Below are 16129 nucleotides of genomic sequence, written 5' to 3'. Positions count from 1 at the left end.
TGCTGGCCGTCGCTCAGGCCACCGGCTCCTTCAGCAGGGCACCGATGCGTTCGGCCAGCTCATCGAAGCAGGCGGAGAAGGCCTTTCGGGCCTGCTGGGGTTCCTGGTGGGCGGCTGGATCGGCCAGGCCCCAGTGCACCCTGGCCGGGTCACCCGGGAACGTGCCGCAGCTCTCGGCCGCGTGGTCGCAGACCGTGACCACCAGATCGAACGGCGTCGTCGCCGCCTCCAGCACCGACGCCAGGCTTTTGCTGCCGTACCGGGACGGGTCCACGGGAAGACGGCCGATCTGCTCCAGGGCCAGGGGATGGACCTGACCCGTCGGGGCACTGCCGGCGCTGACGACCTCGATCGCCCCCGCGCCCAGGGTCTGGAAGAGCGCTTCGGCCATGATGCTGCGCGCCGAGTTGCCGGTGCAGACCACGAGCACCCGCCGTTGGGCGGCCCCGCCGGGGCGGGTGGATGGCATTGGAATGGTCATGGTTGGGAAAGGGGGATTCCTGTCACTCGCTGGCTCGACCGGGGGCTTCAGAGCGGCCCGTGGGGCCTCAGCTCAAAGCCCCGCCGCAGCTGGAGCCGGCGCCGGCGGTGCAGCCGAAGCAGTGGTCGGCCACGGCGATCGGCTCCCCATCAGGGTCCTGCTCCAGCAGCTGGCGCAGGTGGGCCCGGGGGCTGCCCTGGCCGATGGGCAGGCCGAGCATCTGGTTGAAGTCGCAGTCGTACAGGAAGCCCTGCCAGTCGACGCTGAGGGTGCTGCGGCACATCACCTGGGCCAGGTTGGCCGGGTTGTGGTGCTGGCGCAGCAGCGCCATGTAGCCCTCCAGCTGCCCCTGCTGCCGCAGCACCGCCGCGAAGCGCTGGATGGGCATGTTGGTGATCGTGAACAGGCGGTTGAAGCGCAGCCCGAAGCGATCGGCCAGCTCCCGCCGGTAGTCGGCCTCCAGGGCCTCCTGGGGCGGCGGCAGACTGGGACCCTGGGGGTTGTACACCAGATCCAGCTCCAGGCCTGCGTCCGGATCGCCGTAGCCGAGGGCGTTGAGCTGGCGCAGGCCCGCGAGGCTGCGCTCGAACACCCCATCGCCCCGCTGCCGGTCGACGTTGTCGGCGAGGTAGCAGGGCAGGGAGGCCACCACCTTCACCCCCTGCCGGGCCAGGAAGACGGCCAGGTCCTCCTGGCCGGGCTCACTGAGGATGGTGAGGTTGCAGCGGTCGATCACCGCCACCCCCAGCTCCCGGGCCTGGCGCACCAGCTCGCGGAAGCCGGGGTGCAGCTCCGGGGCGCCGCCGGTGAGATCCAGGCTGGCGATCGCCCGGGCCCGCAGCACCGCCGGCACCAGGGCGATGGTGGCCGCCTCCATCATCTCGGTGCGGCTGGGGCCGGCGTTCACATGGCAGTGGCTGCAGCTCTGGTTGCAGCGGTAGCCCAGGTTCACCTGCAGGGTGTCGAGCCGGCTGCGGCGGAGGGCCGGGAACGGCGGCGCCAGGGTGGTGGTGGGGCCGTTCGGATCGGCAACGCCCATGGATGGAGGGGATGGCTACCGGAGGTACCGGCCGGGCGGCGAATCGGATGGGCCTGGCGGCAGCTCAGCTGGGCTGGGGTGCCGCCTCCTTCTGACCTCCGATCACAAGCCTCAGCAGAATCGGGGCGAGGAAGGTGGTGCCGATCACCATCAACAGGATGGCGGCTTCCAGGGCCGGGGTGAGGATGTTGGCCTGGGTTCCCAGACCCAGGAAGATCAGTCCCACCTCGCCGCGGGGCATCATCCCCAGACCCACCACCAGGCGGTTGGTGGGGTCCTTGCTGGTGTAGGTCCAGCCGGCGGCCACCTTGCCGGCCACGGCCACCACCAGCAGGAACAGGGCCACCACCAGCCCCTCGCGGTTGGCGGGATCGAAGGGGTTGAGCACCGAGAGGTCCATGCCGGTGCCGATCAGCACGAAGAAGACCGTGGCGAACAGGGCCACCAGGGGTTTGACGGCGGCTTCGATGTCGTGGGTGTGCTTGGAGGCGCTGAGGATCAGGCCGGCGGCGAAGGCCCCCAGGGCGGCCTCCAGGCCGATGGCCTGGGCGGCGAAGCAGCAGAGGGTGAGCACCACGAAGCTGGCCACCGCCACATCGCCGGGGGCCTTGAGCTGATCCACCACCCAGTCGAAGCCGGGGGCGGCGAAACGGCTGAGCACTAGGGCGACGGCCACGAAGACCACCGCCGCAACGCACAGCTGCACGACCGGCCCGAGGGTGAAGGAACCGCCACCGGCCAGGGAGACCACCACCGCCAGGATCACGATGCCGAGGATGTCATCGAGCACGGCGGCACCGATGACGATCTGGCCCTCCTTGCGCTTCAGCCACTGCAGCTCACCGAACACGCTCGCCGTGATGCCGATCGAGGTGGCCGTCATGGCGGCGCCGGCGAACACGGCCGGGATGAACGGCACATGGAAGAGGTAGTAGAGCCCGGCGGTGCCGGCGGCGAAGGGCAGCACCACGCCGGTGAAGGCCACGGTGCCGGCCTGGATGCCCACGGCCACCAGTTCATCCAGCTCGCTTTCCAGGCCCGTCAGGAACAGCAGGGAGAAGAGGCCGATCTCGGCCACCACCTTGAGGCTGGAAAAGGTCTCGCTGTAGAGAGAACTGATGGACTCCGGGGTCATGCCGCCCAGGGAGCTCAGCATCCCGAGCAGAGCGCCGCTCAGCTGGGCCTGGGCCTCGGGGGGCACCACCAGATGCAGGCCGGAGGCGCCGATGATCACGCCGGCGACCAGTTCGCCGAGGATGGTGGGCAGCTGGAGGCGCACCATCAGCTCCGCCATGAAGCGGGCCGCCACGAAAATCACGAGAAAACGGCCAACCCCGATCAGGGTCTCCGTCACTTCAACCTGGTGGCTGCCGACTTCCATCAGCAAGGTGGGCAGCAGATCCATCAGGTGGGGTACGGGTGGGTGCAGTTTTAGAGGGAAGGAGGCTTGAACTGTTGTCTGGACGACACCAGAAACCAAAGGATCCCGTGATGGATCCGATCAGCGCTGGTGATCGATGGCGTTGATCCAAGCCAGGGTGGCCTGGAAGAACCCCACCCGTCCGGGCAGGAACGGGTGGGGACTAAGGAACCCGATGGATCAGAACTTGTGGTCGCGCAGGGCTTCCACCTGGTAGATGTAGGTGATGATCGAGTAGTCGGCGTAGAACTTGGCTTCGATCTGACGGGTGATGGTGTCGGCCAGTTCGCGGGTGCCCGTGAGCACTTCGATCTTCACATTGGAGAGGGTGTGGGACACACTCGGCTCGCCCGTGGAGCGCACATTGCGGCTGCCTTCGCCGCCAGCGGCATTGACGGTGTAACCGGTGGCGCCTGCCGCCTTGATGAGCTTGATGAGTTTCTTGGAGAGGATTTCCTCTCCAACGATCACCAACTTCCAGACCTGTTGACTCATGGGTTTGACCTCAGATTGGCCGGGTGTAGGGAATGGATAGGTTTTGAACTTTACTTGCCGAGGAGCACTTCTGCAATCCCGATGAACAGGGGGATGCAGATGGCGATCGCCACAGGCGTGCCAATGGCCGTGGAAGCACCGATGTAGGCCGAGGGATTCGCCGAGGGGATGCCGGCACGCAGGGTGGGCGGGCCCGAGATGTCCGAGCTGGAGGCGGCGATCACCGCCAGCACCACGGCGCCGCCGATGCTGAAGCCGGTGAGCTTGTGGATGATCAGGCCGAGGCCAAAGGCCAGGAAGCCATGGACGATGGGGGAGATGAAGGCATAGATGGCAAACCACTGGGCCACCTTGCGCAGCTCGTTCATCCGCTGGGCGGCCTCCATACCCATGATGATCATCAGTACTGCCAGGAAGCCGCGGAACAGGGGGTTGAAGAAGCTCTCGTAGACGGGCTCAGGCTTGGTGAGGATGCCCAGGGCCACGCCCAGCAGCAGCGACGTGACGGCCGAACTCTGGATGCTTTCCTTGATGATCGGCCAGATTTCGATTTTCTCGGAGGTGTTGCCGCTCTTCTTGGACAGGTAGACGCTGGCGACCACGATGGCCGTCACCAGCGCCGGAATGTCCATGAAGGGGTAGAGGGCTGCCGTCCAGGCCTCATAGGGGATCTTGGCGGAATCCAGCTGGGGCAGCACGGCCGCCAGCGTGGAGCCACTCACCGCGCCGAACAGACCGCCGGTGGCCACGGCATCGGGCACGCTGATGCCGGGCAGCTTGCCCAGGGTCCAGCGGGCGATGAAGACGATCGCGATGCCAACCAGCACTGCTGCCAGCGCCGGCAGAAGAATTTCGGAGGGGTTGGAATTACGAATCGCGATGCCGCCCGTCAGGCCGATCTTCATCAGCAGGAAGAAGCTGATGAACTTGTAGATCGAATCGGGGATGGCCAGCTCGCTGCCAAGGGCGGCCACGATGATCCCGCCGATCAGAAATCCCAGGGTCGGGGACTGAAGCTGCTCCAGGAAGAGCGGGAGAAAGTCAGAAAGGAATGTCACGTGGTGCCGGCGATCGCTTCGGTTGAGTGGCCGTGAAAGGTAGCAGCCGCCACAGCTCGCCCGTCGAAAGTAACAAAGTGTGAAGTCGGCGTCTCGCGGGTGCTCCTTGCCCGTTTCTGAGTTTCTGCTGTGTCGGAAGATGGTGTCCGTTCCATGGAATCAAACCTCGGTGATCTCTGCGCCATCGCTGTGATTCATCAGTCTTGACATGGCGGTCACTCTTTGATGCCAGTCACGGTGCTGTCTTGTGTCTGTAGCCGGTCCGTGTTCGTGCTGGCGGATGGAGCGTACCCAGCTGGCCCCTTGAGGTCTCTTCTGGCCATTCCCATTGCCCCGCAAGGCCTCCGGCGGCACTCGGATGATGGCAAGGCGATCACATGGCGTCGGTTGGGCTCATGGAGGCCGGTCCTGCTGCCGCCCGATGGGTTATTGCTGCAGAGCGCGATCGATCGCCCCGGTGCCATGCCCTGTGGTCGCCGATGCCAGCCGTGGTGTCATCGACCACCATGCGCCCGGAGCAGCTCCTCAGCGGCGCCAGGCGGCGATGGGATGGGGTCGGAACCTCTCTCAGGCTGAGCTTGGAGTGAGGATCGGACCCTCGCCGATCCCATCCCTGAGGTAGTCACAGCAACCGCCATGGGTAGCTGCAGCCACCGCCAGGATCCACCCGGCCCCTTCCGTGAACGCCCGCGCCGCCATCGCCAAGGATGGTTCCCGTGGTTCACGCCTCCCTGCGATGTCCGATGTCAGGCCGCTTGCCGCATCCCAAGCCGATGGGTCCGCGCTGGAGGCCATGGCGGAACTGGTGGCGATCGTGGACCGGCTGCGGGACCCGGAGGGCGGCTGCCCCTGGGACCTGGCCCAGACCCACAGCACCCTGATCCCCTACGTGCTCGAGGAGGCCCATGAGGTGGCCGATGCGATCCGCCGCGGCGACGACGATCACCTGGCCGAAGAGCTGGGGGACCTGCTGCTGCAGGTGGTCCTGCACGCCCGCATCGCCAGTGAGGCGGGGCGCTTCGACCTGGCCGCCGTCGCCCGCGCCATCGCCGCCAAACTGGTGCGCCGCCACCCGCACGTGTTCGATCCGGCGGCGGAGCGGGCCGACGATCCGGAGGCCGTGCGCCGCAGCTGGGAGGCGATCAAGGCCGCCGAGCGCCAGCAGCCAGCCAGCGCCAGCCCCCTCAGCGACCGCCTGGCGGAGAAGGTGCGCGGCCAGCCCGCCCTCGCCGGCGCCATGACGATCTCGCGCAAGGCCGCCGCCGCCGGCTTCGAGTGGGACGCCATCGAGGGGGTGTGGGCCAAGGTGCAGGAGGAGCTGGACGAGCTGCGGGAGGCCGTGGCCAGCGGCGACCGGGTCCATGCCCAGGAGGAACTGGGCGACGTGCTCTTCACCCTGGTGAACGTGGCCCGCTGGTGCGGTATTGACCCGGAGGAGGGCCTGGCGGGCACCAACCGCCGCTTCCTCGACCGCTTCTCCCGGGTCGAGGCCGCCCTGGGCGGCGACCTCGGTGGCCGCGGCCTCGCCGAGCTGGAGGGCCACTGGCGGGCCGCCAAGGCCCAGATCCGTGCCGAGCAGGATCCCGGCCCTAGGCCTCCTCAGGCGGACCCTGCCGCCGGTGGTTCTTGATTGATCCCCGCTGGCGCTTGGCCTTCAGCCGCCGCTCCACCGAGCCCCGGCTGGGCTTGGTCGGTCGGCGGGGCGGCGGCGGCGGCGCGATCGCCGCCTGGATCAGCTCCACCAGGCGCTTCTGGGCCGCCTGACGGTTCTGCCACTGGGAGCGGTGCTCCGCCGCCACGACCACCAGGCCGGCCGGGGTGAGCCGGCCGGCCAGCCGCCGCAGGGCCCGCTCCCGCAGGGCGGGGGGCAGGGCATCGCTGGCGGCCAGGTCGTACACCAGCTCCACCCGGGAGTCGGTGGTGTTCACCCCCTGGCCGCCGGGGCCGGAGGCGCGCGAGAAGCGCCAACCCAGCTCGGCCGCCGGGATCACCCGGCCGTTCCCCAGGGGTAGATCGCCGCTCACACCAGGCTCACTTCGCCGCTGCCGATGTCGAAGTAGGCGGCCTGGATGGTCAGCCGTCCCTCCGTCACCGCCTGGCGCAGCAGGGCACTGCGCCGGGGCAGCGCGCTGGCGGCGGCGGCGGCGTTGTGGCGCACCGCCTGGGCCAGGTCGGCGCCTGGCTCGAGGCTGGCCCGGATCGGCGCCACCAGCTCCTCCAGCAGGGGCGTGAGCGGGTTGCTGGCCATCGCGGCGGTCACCGCGCCGCAGCCGCTGTGGCCCATCACCAGGATCAGGGGCACCGCCAGCTCCGCCACGGCGTACTCCAGCGAGGCCACTCCCGCATCGAAGGCCGTGTTGCCGGCGCTGCGCACCTCGAACAGTTCCCCGGCCCCGCAGGCGAAGATCCACTCCGGCGCCACCCGCGAATCGGCGCAGCAGAGCACCGAGGCCCAGGGCCGCTGGCCGGCGGCCAGGGCATCGGGGCGCACCTGGCAGTGCATGGGCCAGGTCTCGTGCAGCAGGGTGGCCCGCGACAGGGGATCGGCGCTGCGCTCGGCGCCCTGCCAGGCCTTGCAGAAGTCACGGTTGCGGCGCAGCAGCTCCTGGAGCGGATCGCCGCCGGGGCGGCACACCGAGAGCCGTTCCGTCAGGGTGCCGTCCGCCGCCGCGGCCGCCGCCGGCCGGGGCGCCAGGGTCTCCAGGGCCACGCTGGCGCCCGCCAGGGCGAGGAGCCTCAGCAGGTGGCGTCTGGAATGTGCCATGGCGCCGTGACAAGGGGTCCTGCCGAAGGTTTAGCTGGAAAGCCACGAGCCAACCGCATGGGACCGCAACAGCCACCGGCCGACGCCTGCCCCCCGGGCGCCTGGGTGGACGAGGAACTGGGCGGGGTGCGCTACGGCCTGGCCGCCACCGTGGTGGAGGAGCACACCAGCCCCTACCAGCGCATCACCATCATCGACAGCCACACCTACGGCAAGGGGCTGCTGCTCGACGGCTGCTGGATGACAGCGGAACGGCAGGAACGGCATTACCACGAACCCCTGGTCCATCCGGCTCTCTGCGCCGCCGCCTCCATCGAGCGGGTGCTGGTGATCGGCGGCGGTGACGGCGGCACCGCCCGCGAGTGCCTGCGCCACCCCGGTGTCGCCCACCTCGACATGGTGGAGATCGACGGGCTGGTGGTGGAGCTCTCCCGCAGGCACCTGCCCAGCCTGGGCGGCGCCGCCTGGAGCGACCCCCGCTTCCACCTCACCGTCGGCGACGGCATCGCCTGGGCGGCCAACGCCCCTGACGCCAGCTACGACGTGGTGCTGGTGGACGGCTCCGATCCCGCCGGGCCGGCCGAGGGCCTGTTCAACCGCACGTTCTTCGAGAACTGCCGCCGCCTGCTGCGCCCCGGCGGCGTGTTCGCCACCCAGAGCGAATCCCCCGAGGCCTTCCGCCAGGTCCACATCGATACCGTGCGGCTGCTGCGGGAGGTGTTCGGCCACGCCGATCCGATGTACGGCTGGGTGCCGATGTACCCGAGCGGCTGGTGGAGCTGGACCTTCGCCTGCCCCGACGGCCCCCGCTACCGCGAGCCGCTGCCGGAGCGGGCCGCGGCGGTGGCGCCGGGCTGCAGCATCTGGTCGCCCCGCTGGCAGCGGGGGGCCTTCGAGGCGGTGCCGGCCTTCGTGGAGCGCGCCCTGGTCGACGCGGCGAGCCAGTCATGAGCCAGGAGCTGTTCGACACCGAAGGGGCGATCTACATGGGCGCCCGCCGCGACCCCCTCGGCTGCGCCGTGGGCCTGTTCGGCGTTCCCTACGACGGCACCACCTCCTTCCGTCCCGGCGCCCGCTTCGGCCCGGCGGCGATCCGGGATGTGAGCAGCGGCCTGGAGAGCTACGACCCCCAGCTCGACCGCGACCTCGAGGACCTGGCCTTCGCCGACCTCGGGGCCGTGGCGATCCCCTTCGGCGCCCCCGAGCCGGTGGTGGAGGCCGTGGGCCGGGCGACTGAGGCGGTGCTGGATCTGGGCCTGGCGCCGTTGATGCTGGGCGGTGAGCACTCGATCAGCAGCGGGGCGGTGGCGGCGGTGGCGCGGCGCCATCCCGATCTGGTGCTGGTGCAGCTCGATGCCCACGCCGACCTGCGCCAGGAGTGGCTCGGGGCCCACCACAGCCACGCCTGCGCCATGCGCCGCTGCCTGGAGGTGCTGCCCAGCGGCGAGCTGCGCCAGATCGCCATCCGCAGCGGCACCCGCGAGGAGTTCCAGGAGCTGCGCGTCACCGGCCGCCTGGTGCCGATCGACGCCATGGCGGCGGCGCTGGCACCCCTGCGGGGCCGGCCCCTGTATCTCACCGTTGACCTGGACTGGTTCGATCCGGCGGTGCTGCCGGGCACGGGCACGCCCGAACCCGGAGGCTTCCACTGGCCCCAGTTCGCTGAGCTGGTGGAGGAGCTGAGCCAGCACCGGCTCGTGGCCGCCGACGTGGTGGAGCTGGCCCCCCAGCTCGACCCCAGCGGCGTCAGCGCCGTGCTGGCCGCCAAGGTGACCCGCAGCCTGCTGCTGCTGCTCGGGCGGCCGGTGCCCTCAGGCGCCCCGGCTCAGTAGCAGCAGGTGCCGCTGGCGCGCTGCTCCCGCAGGCGGGTGTGCTGCTGCCCGATCAGCTGCACGGCCAGGGTGGGGTGGTTGTGCAGCAGGTTGAGGAAGCGGAGCCGGTCGAGGCGCAGCACCTCCACGGGGGTGCGGGCGAAGGCGTCGCTGCGGTGGCTCAATTCGCGCCAGGTGATGTCCTGGTAGCTGAACAGCTCACCGGGGCGGTAGCAGGTTTTTTCGCCCTGCTCGCCCACCAGCTCGACGATGCCGCGACGCACGGCATAGATGGCGTTGGCAGTGGCGCCACGGGAGAAGACGTGGGCGCCGGTCGGGAGGGTGAAGGTCTCACAATCCACATGAACGGCCATCAGCTCAAGGGGTGATGGGGATGTGGCGGTTCTGATCAATGCAGGGGACCTCCGTGGTCGGGGTGGACGTATTGAGCCTTCCTAGGGCGGAACGGGGCGTTCCGCTAGGAGAAGCCGGGGTGAAACGGCGGAAGAATGCCAAAAAGGCATCAACCGACACATGTTTTCGTCCGCCTGACGTCAGGAGAGGCCGGTGGCCAGGCTCAGCTGCTGGCTGGCCACCGGATGGCGGGCTTGCTTGAGCAGGGCCTCGGGGGACACCACCGGCAGCCGCGGCGGACGGGCCGTCCAGTGGTGGCACCACAGCTCGGCCACCAGCTCGGGGTGGATGGGGAGCTGACGCAGCTGGCACCATCCCATCTCCACCCCGGCGGGAGGGGTGCAGTGGCGGCAGCTGCGGCAGTTGGGACGGTTGCCCATCCTCTTGACCCATTGGGCCATTCAAGGTACGCATTTCCTTGCCGGTGTGATAGGGGTGGAAGCCGAATCACAGGCTTTCTTCGGTATTGGAGGCCCCACCTCCAGTACTGGCGGCGCTCAGTCCATAGGATCGCGCCACCCTGCTCCGGCGTCCCCCTGGCCGGCCGGTCGCCTCCGATGGATTCCACCTCCCTGCGCCGCACACCCCTGGACGCCGCCGCCACCGCCGCCGGGGCCCGCATGGTGCCCTTCGCCGGCTGGCAGATGGCGATCCAGTTCGCCGGCCTGGTGCAGGAGCACAACGCCGTGCGCCAGCACTGCGGCGTCTTCGACATCTCCCACATGGGGGTGCTCACCCTGCGGGGCCAGGGCACCAAGGACGCCCTGCAGCGGCTGGTGCCCACCGACCTGTTCCGGATCGGCCCCGGCGAGGCCTGCTACACGGTGCTGCTCAACGAGGCCGGCGGCATCCTTGACGACCTGATCGTCTACGACCGCGGCCGCGTCGCTGGGCCCGAGGGGGAGCGCGATGAAGTGGTGCTGGTGATCAATGCCGCCTGTGCCGAGGCCGACACCGCCTGGATCGCCAGCCAGCTGGAACCCGAGGGGATCACCATCACCGACCGCAAGGGCGACGGGGTGCTGCTGGCCCTGCAGGGCCCGGAGGCCCCCGCCCGCCTCGAGGCCCTGGTGGGCACGAGCCTGGCGGGCCTGCCCCGCTTCGGCCACCGGGAGCTGGCCATCGACGGCGCGCCGGTGTTCGTGGGTCGCACGGGCTACACCGGTGAAGACGGCTTCGAGCTGCTGCTGGCCCGCGAGGCCGGCGTGGCGCTGTGGCAGCGGCTGCTGGCCGACGGCGTCACCCCCTGCGGTCTCGGCGCCCGCGACACCCTGCGGCTGGAGGCGGCGATGCACCTCTACGGCAACGAGATGGACGCGGCCACCACGCCGCTGGAGGCGGGCCTGGGCTGGCTGGTGCACCTGGAAATGCCGGCGGACTTCATCGGCCGCGCCGCCCTGGAGCGCCAGACCGCCGAAGGGGTGGGCCGCAAGCTGGTGGGACTGAAGCTGCAGGGCCGCGCCATCGCCCGCCATGGCTACCCGGTGCTCCTCGATGGGGAGCCGGTGGGCGAGGTCACCAGCGGCACCTGGTCCCCCACCCTGGGGGAAGCGGTGGCCCTGGCCTACGTGCCGGCGGCGGCGGCGAAGCCCGGAACGGAGCTGGCGGTGGAGATCCGCGGGCGGGCCGAGCCGGCCGTGGTGGTCAGACGGCCGTTCTACCGGCGCGGCTGAGCATCCTTTCTGCGCTGGTCCGGCCCCTCCAGAACTGCCCGCAGGCGCCCTGTGGGAAACTCGCGGATTCGTTCTGCTTGCCACCATGCGCAGCCACGGGTGCGGCGACCTGCGCAACGACGCCATCGGCCAGCAGGCCCAGCTGTGCGGCTGGGTCGACCGGCGCCGCGACCACGGCGGGGTGATCTTCATCGACCTGCGCGACCGCAGCGGCACCGTGCAGATCACGGTGGATCCCGACCTGGCCCCCGCCGCCTTCGCCGTGGCCGAGCGGCTGCGCAACGAGACCGTCCTGCGGGTGGAGGGCAAGGTGCGGGCCCGGCCGGCCGAGTCCCTCAACGAACGCCTGGCCACCGGCGCCATCGAGGTGCTGGCGAGCGGCATCACGGTGCTCAACGACGTGCGCGGCAACCTCCCCTTCCCGGTGTCGGTGCACGACGAGGAGAACACCCGCGAGGAGCTGCGCCTGCGCCACCGCTACCTCGACCTGCGCCGCGAGCGCATGGGCCGCAACCTGCGGCTGCGCCACGCCACCGTGAAGGCCGCCCGCGGCTATCTGGAGGGGGAGGGCTTCATCGAGGTGGAGACCCCGGTGCTCACCCGCTCCACCCCCGAGGGCGCCCGCGACTACCTGGTGCCGTCGCGGGTCTGCGGCGGTGAGTGGTTCGCCCTGCCCCAGTCGCCCCAGCTGTTCAAGCAGCTGCTGATGGTGGGGGGCATCGAGCGCTACTACCAGGTGGCCCGCTGCTTCCGCGACGAGGACCTGCGGGCCGACCGCCAGCCGGAGTTCACCCAGCTGGACATGGAGATGAGCTTCATGGACCAGGAGGAGATCCTGGCGCTCAACGAGGGCCTGATCGCCGCCATCTGGAAACAGGTGAAGGGCATCGAGCTGCCGCGGCCGTTCCCCCGCCTCACCTGGCACGAGGCGATGGCGCGCTACGGCACCGACCGGCCCGACACCCGCTACGGCATGGAGCTCACCGACGCCTCGGACATCGTCCGGGACATGGGCTTCAAGGTGTTCTCCGGCGCCGTGGCGGCCGGGGGCTCGGTGAAGTGCATCGCCGTGGCCGGCGGCAACGAGGCCGTCAGCAACGTGCGCATCAAGCCCGGCGGTGATGTGTTCAGCGAGGCCCAGAAGGCGGGGGCCGGCGGCCTGGCCTTCATCCGGGTGCGGGCCGGCGGCGAGATCGACACGATCGGCGCCATCAAGGACAACCTCACGGCCGAGATGAAGGCGGAACTGCTGGAGCGCACCGGCGCTACGGAAGGCACCCTGCTGCTGTTCGGTGCCGGCGACACCGCCACCGTCAACAAGGCCCTCGACCGGGTGCGCCAGTACCTGGCCCGCGAACTCGGCCTGGTGCCGGCCGAGCGGGACAACGACCAGTGGAACTTCCTCTGGGTGGTGGACTTCCCGATGTTCGAGTTCAACGCCGGCGAGAACCGCCTCGAAGCCCTGCACCACCCCTTCTGCGCCCCCAACGCCGAGGATCTGGGCGGCGACCCCACCGCCTGGACGGCCACCCTCCCCACGGCCCGCGCCCAGGCCTACGACCTGGTGCTCAACGGCCTGGAGCTGGGCGGCGGCTCGCTGCGCATCCACGATTCCGCCCTGCAGCGCCAGGTGCTGCAGACCATCGGCCTGCCGCTCGAGGAGGCCGAGCGCCAGTTCGGCTTCCTGATGGAGGCCCTCGACATGGGCGCCCCGCCCCACGGCGGCATCGCCTTCGGCATGGACCGGCTGGTGATGCTGCTGGCCGGCGAGGAGTCGATCCGCGACACGATCGCCTTCCCCAAGACCCAGCAGGCCCGCTGCCTGATGACCCAGGCCCCGGCCGATGTGGCGCCCAAGCAGCTGGAGGAGCTGCACGTGGCCAGTACCTGGATGGAGGAGGAGGGCTGAGGGGCCGCCGCTGCCGCGCCATTGCCGCCATGGCGCCGCCATAAAGCGGAGTCACTTCGCCTTAGACTGGTGCCTCCCGCTCCTCCGCCATGGCCATCACCGCTCCCCCCATCGACATCGGCATCCCGGCGGACCAGCGCCAGCAGATCGCCGAGGGTCTCGGCCGCGTGCTGGCCGACAGCACCGTGCTCTACGCCAAGACCCACGGCTTCCACTGGAACGTGACCGGACCGATGTTCAACACGCTCCACCTGATGTTCATGGACCAGTACACCGAGCTCTGGACCGCCCTCGACCTGATCGCCGAGCGCATCCGGGCCCTCGGTTTCCCCGCCCCCTACGGCGGCACCCTCTATGCCGGCCTCTCCTCGATCCCCGAGGCCGAAGGCGTCCCCGCTGCCCTGGCCATGGTGCGGGAGCTGGTGGAGGGCCATGAGGCCGTGGCCCGCACGATCCGCTCGGTGTTCACCACCGCCGATGAGGCCAGCGACCAGCCCACCGCCGACCTGCTGACCCAGAGGTTGCAGATCCACGAGAAGACCGCCTGGATGCTCCGGAGTCTCCTGGAGGGGTGAGTGTCAGCGGGCGCGGCCTGCGCCGGTCCGAGCCCGCTTTGCGGGCAACGGGCCGGCTTCGGCTGCGCCGCTGACGCACACCCCAGGAGGCCGGGTGTGGGGGAAGGGGGGGTGCTGGGTGGGGAGGCCTCTGGGCGCGGGCGGACTGGAAGGGGTCGGTAGATTGGGGGATCAGCGCAGCGCCCGATGTCCGCACCGTCCGCCACGCGGGGCCATGCCGCGAAGTTCGTCTTCGTCACCGGCGGGGTGGTGTCCAGCATCGGCAAGGGGATCGTGGCGGCGAGCCTCGGGCGGCTGCTGAAATCCCGCGGCTACAGCGTCTCGATCCTGAAGCTGGATCCCTACCTCAACGTGGATCCGGGCACGATGAGCCCCTACCAGCACGGTGAGGTGTTCGTCACCGAGGACGGCGCCGAGACCGACCTGGACCTGGGCCACTACGAGCGCTTCACCGACACCGCCATGTCGCGCCTCAACAGCGTGACCACCGGCTCGATCTACCAGGCGGTGATCAACAAGGAGCGCCGCGGCGACTACAACGGCGGCACCGTCCAGGTGATTCCCCACATCACCGGCGAGATCCGCGAGCGCATCCACCGGGTGGCGGCCAACAGCGGCGCCGACGTGGTGATCACCGAGATCGGCGGCACGGTGGGCGACATCGAGTCGCTGCCGTTCCTGGAGGCGATCCGCGAGTTCCGTGGCGATGTCGGCCGCCAGGACCTGGCCTACGTCCACGTCACCCTGCTGCCCTACATCGGCACCTCCGGCGAACTCAAGACCAAGCCCACCCAGCACTCGGTCAAGGAGCTGCGCTCGATCGGCATCCAGCCCGACGTGCTCGTCTGCCGCAGCGACCGGCCGATCAGCACTGACCTCAAGGCCAAGATCGGCGGCTTCTGCGGCGTGCCGGCGAGCGCCGTGATCCAGGCCCTCGATGCCGACAGCATCTACGCGGTGCCCCTGGCGATGGAGAGCGAGGGCCTCTGCCGCCAGGTGCTCGACGTTCTCTCCCTGGTCGACCACGACAGCGACATGGCCCGCTGGGCGGACCTGGTGGAGAAGCTGCGCCACCCCGGACCCGCCGTGAAGGTGGCCCTGGTGGGCAAGTACGTGCAGCTCAACGATGCCTACCTCTCGGTGGTGGAGGCGCTGCGCCATGCCTGCCTGGAGCAGGATGCCTCCCTCGACCTCCACTGGATCTGCGCCGAGCAGATCGAGAGCCAGGGGGCCGATGCCCTGCTGCGGGGCATGGATGCGGTGGTGGTGCCGGGGGGCTTCGGCAACCGCGGCGTCGACGGGAAGGTGGCGGCGATCCGCTGGGCCCGCGAGCAGCGGGTGCCGTTCCTGGGGCTCTGCCTGGGCATGCAGTGCGCCGTGATCGAGTGGGCCCGCCACCAGGCCGGCCTCGAGGGGGCTACCAGTGCCGAGCTGGATCCGGCCTCGCCGCATCCCGTCATCCACCTGCTGCCCGAACAGCAAGACGTGGTGGATCTGGGCGGCACCATGCGCCTGGGCGTCTACCCCTGTCGGCTCACGGCGGGCACCATGGCCCAGCGCCTCTACGGCGAGGAGGTGGTCTACGAGCGCCACCGCCACCGCTACGAGTTCAACAACGCCTACCGCTCCCTGTTCCTGGAATCGGGCTACGAGATCAGCGGCACCTCCCCCGACGGCCGCCTGGTGGAGCTGATCGAGCTGAAGGACCACCCCTTCTTCACCGCCTGCCAGTACCACCCGGAGTTTCTCTCCCGCCCCGGCAAGCCCCATCCCCTGTTCCGGGGGCTGATCGAGGCGGCCCAGCAGCGGCTGCCCGGCTCCCCCAGCGAGGCCGTGGACCGTGTCGCCAGCCCCATCTACGGCTGACGGCCCGGCGGTGGTGGAAACCTTCCACTCCCTGCAGGGGGAGGGGCTCCATGCCGGCCGCAGCGCCTTCTTCATCCGCCTGGCGGGCTGCGACGTGGGCTGCCCCTGGTGCGACACCAAGCACTCCTGGCCGCAGGCGGCCCATCCCCAGCGCCCCCTGGGCGAACTGACGGCCGAGGCCAGCGCCGCCGCTGCGGCCGGTGCCGCCTTCGTGGTGATCACCGGCGGCGAGCCCCTGCAGCAGCCCCTCGACGCCCTGTGCGCGGCCCTGGCGGCGGCGGGCCTGCCGCTGCACCTGGAAACCAGCGGCGTGGGGCAGCCCAGCGGCCGCTTCGACTGGATCACCCTCTCGCCCAAGCCCCACCGCCCCCCGGCCGCCACCCTCCTGGCCCGCTGCGACGAGCTCAAGGTGGTGGTGACCTCCCCGGCCGACCTGTCCTTCGCCGAAGCCATGGCCGCCGAGGCCGTTCGCCTGCGTCCGCCCGCCGCCCCCGGCCCCGGGCTCCTGCTCCAGCCCGCCTGGGACGAGCCGGCCGCCAAGGAGCTGGCGGTGGCCTACGTGCGCGCCCACCCCGCCTGGCGGCTCAGCCTGCAGAGCCACAAGTGGCTGGGGGTGCGCTGAGG

Annotated in this window: 17 protein-coding genes; 8 read left to right on the top strand and 9 right to left on the bottom strand. The window is 70.2% G+C overall.

From position 1 onward, the window contains the following. Positions 1-13: 13 nt before the first annotated feature. The 5 genes from KUG39_RS02955 to KUG39_RS02935 all read right to left on the bottom strand — a co-directional run bounded on the left by KUG39_RS02955 (position 14) and on the right by KUG39_RS02935 (position 4493). Entirely contained in the window at positions 14-469 is a 456-nt protein-coding gene (locus KUG39_RS02955) for an arsenate reductase ArsC (RefSeq protein ID WP_216912670.1), read from the bottom strand. A gap of 79 nt (positions 470-548) precedes the next feature. Continuing rightward, positions 549-1520, bottom strand: a complete 972-nt coding sequence (arsS, locus tag KUG39_RS02950) for an arsenosugar biosynthesis radical SAM (seleno)protein ArsS (protein ID WP_094585334.1) — start codon at positions 1518-1520, stop codon at positions 549-551. A 64-nt stretch (positions 1521-1584) separates the two neighbouring features. Beyond that, a complete protein-coding gene (locus KUG39_RS02945; protein WP_094585333.1) occupies positions 1585-2925 on the bottom strand; it encodes a cation:proton antiporter in 1341 nt (446 codons plus the stop codon). A 195-nt stretch (positions 2926-3120) separates the two neighbouring features. Continuing rightward, a complete protein-coding gene (locus KUG39_RS02940) occupies positions 3121-3435 on the bottom strand; it encodes a P-II family nitrogen regulator (RefSeq protein ID WP_094585332.1) in 315 nt (104 codons plus the stop codon). Positions 3436-3485: 50 nt separating this feature from the next. After that, the gene (locus KUG39_RS02935; RefSeq protein WP_190610071.1) at positions 3486-4493 is read right to left on the bottom strand and encodes a sodium-dependent bicarbonate transport family permease; all 1008 of its coding nucleotides are present in this window, start codon (positions 4491-4493) and stop codon (positions 3486-3488) included. Between the two features lie 793 nt (positions 4494-5286). Between KUG39_RS02935 and mazG the strand changes: the two genes are divergently transcribed. Next, entirely contained in the window at positions 5287-6123 is an 837-nt protein-coding gene (mazG, locus tag KUG39_RS02930) for a nucleoside triphosphate pyrophosphohydrolase (RefSeq protein ID WP_502707666.1), read from the top strand. On the opposite strand, the gene arfB is transcribed toward mazG, so the two are convergent. Together arfB and KUG39_RS02920 are read right to left on the bottom strand one after the other, a co-directional pair. Next, positions 6083-6517, bottom strand: a complete 435-nt coding sequence (gene arfB, locus KUG39_RS02925) for an alternative ribosome rescue aminoacyl-tRNA hydrolase ArfB (RefSeq protein WP_190610075.1) — start codon at positions 6515-6517, stop codon at positions 6083-6085. The two genes, mazG and arfB, sit on opposite strands and share 41 nt — an antisense overlap. Further along, positions 6514-7257, bottom strand: a complete 744-nt coding sequence (locus KUG39_RS02920; protein WP_190610076.1) for a carbonic anhydrase — start codon at positions 7255-7257, stop codon at positions 6514-6516. Before KUG39_RS02920 ends, arfB begins: the two co-directional genes overlap by 4 nt. 57 nt (positions 7258-7314) lie before the next feature. Between KUG39_RS02920 and speE the strand changes: the two genes are divergently transcribed. Together speE and speB are read left to right on the top strand one after the other, a co-directional pair. Next, on the top strand, positions 7315-8208 hold the full coding sequence (gene speE / locus KUG39_RS02915; RefSeq protein WP_216912668.1) for a polyamine aminopropyltransferase: 894 nt from the start codon (positions 7315-7317) through the stop codon (positions 8206-8208). Beyond that, positions 8205-9089 (top strand): agmatinase, encoded by an 885-nt coding sequence (speB, locus tag KUG39_RS02910; protein ID WP_216912666.1) that lies wholly within the window; start codon positions 8205-8207, stop codon positions 9087-9089. Before speE ends, speB begins: the two co-directional genes overlap by 4 nt. Here the strand turns inward: speB and KUG39_RS02905 are convergent. Together KUG39_RS02905 and KUG39_RS02900 are read right to left on the bottom strand one after the other, a co-directional pair. After that, positions 9083-9442 carry a cyclic nucleotide-binding domain-containing protein gene (locus KUG39_RS02905; protein ID WP_233133902.1) on the bottom strand — a complete coding sequence of 120 codons (360 nt, stop codon included), beginning with the start codon at positions 9440-9442 and terminating at the stop codon, positions 9083-9085. The genes speB and KUG39_RS02905 overlap by 7 nt on opposite strands. Positions 9443-9622: 180 nt before the next feature. Next, on the bottom strand, positions 9623-9862 hold the full coding sequence (locus KUG39_RS02900; protein WP_094585324.1) for a hypothetical protein: 240 nt from the start codon (positions 9860-9862) through the stop codon (positions 9623-9625). A gap of 177 nt (positions 9863-10039) precedes the next feature. Between KUG39_RS02900 and gcvT the strand changes: the two genes are divergently transcribed. The 5 genes from gcvT (at position 10040) to KUG39_RS02875 (ending at position 16127) form a co-directional block, all read left to right on the top strand. Continuing rightward, on the top strand, positions 10040-11155 hold the full coding sequence (gene gcvT / locus KUG39_RS02895; protein WP_190610081.1) for a glycine cleavage system aminomethyltransferase GcvT: 1116 nt from the start codon (positions 10040-10042) through the stop codon (positions 11153-11155). A gap of 85 nt (positions 11156-11240) precedes the next feature. After that, a complete protein-coding gene (gene aspS / locus KUG39_RS02890) occupies positions 11241-13064 on the top strand; it encodes an aspartate--tRNA ligase (RefSeq protein ID WP_094585322.1) in 1824 nt (607 codons plus the stop codon). Positions 13065-13153: 89 nt separating this feature from the next. Next, positions 13154-13639 (top strand): Dps family protein, encoded by a 486-nt coding sequence (locus KUG39_RS02885; protein ID WP_094585321.1) that lies wholly within the window; start codon positions 13154-13156, stop codon positions 13637-13639. A gap of 186 nt (positions 13640-13825) precedes the next feature. Beyond that, the gene (gene pyrG / locus KUG39_RS02880; RefSeq protein ID WP_094585320.1) at positions 13826-15505 is read left to right on the top strand and encodes a CTP synthase; all 1680 of its coding nucleotides are present in this window, start codon (positions 13826-13828) and stop codon (positions 15503-15505) included. Further along, entirely contained in the window at positions 15480-16127 is a 648-nt protein-coding gene (locus KUG39_RS02875; protein ID WP_233133901.1) for a 7-carboxy-7-deazaguanine synthase QueE, read from the top strand. Before pyrG ends, KUG39_RS02875 begins: the two co-directional genes overlap by 26 nt. Positions 16128-16129 lie beyond the last annotated feature (2 nt).

This window comes from Synechococcus sp. CCAP 1479/10 (assembly GCF_019038515.1).
Taxonomy (GTDB): Bacteria; Cyanobacteriota; Cyanobacteriia; order PCC-6307; family Cyanobiaceae; genus Cyanobium.
This window is presented reverse-complemented; position numbering and strand designations above follow the sequence as displayed.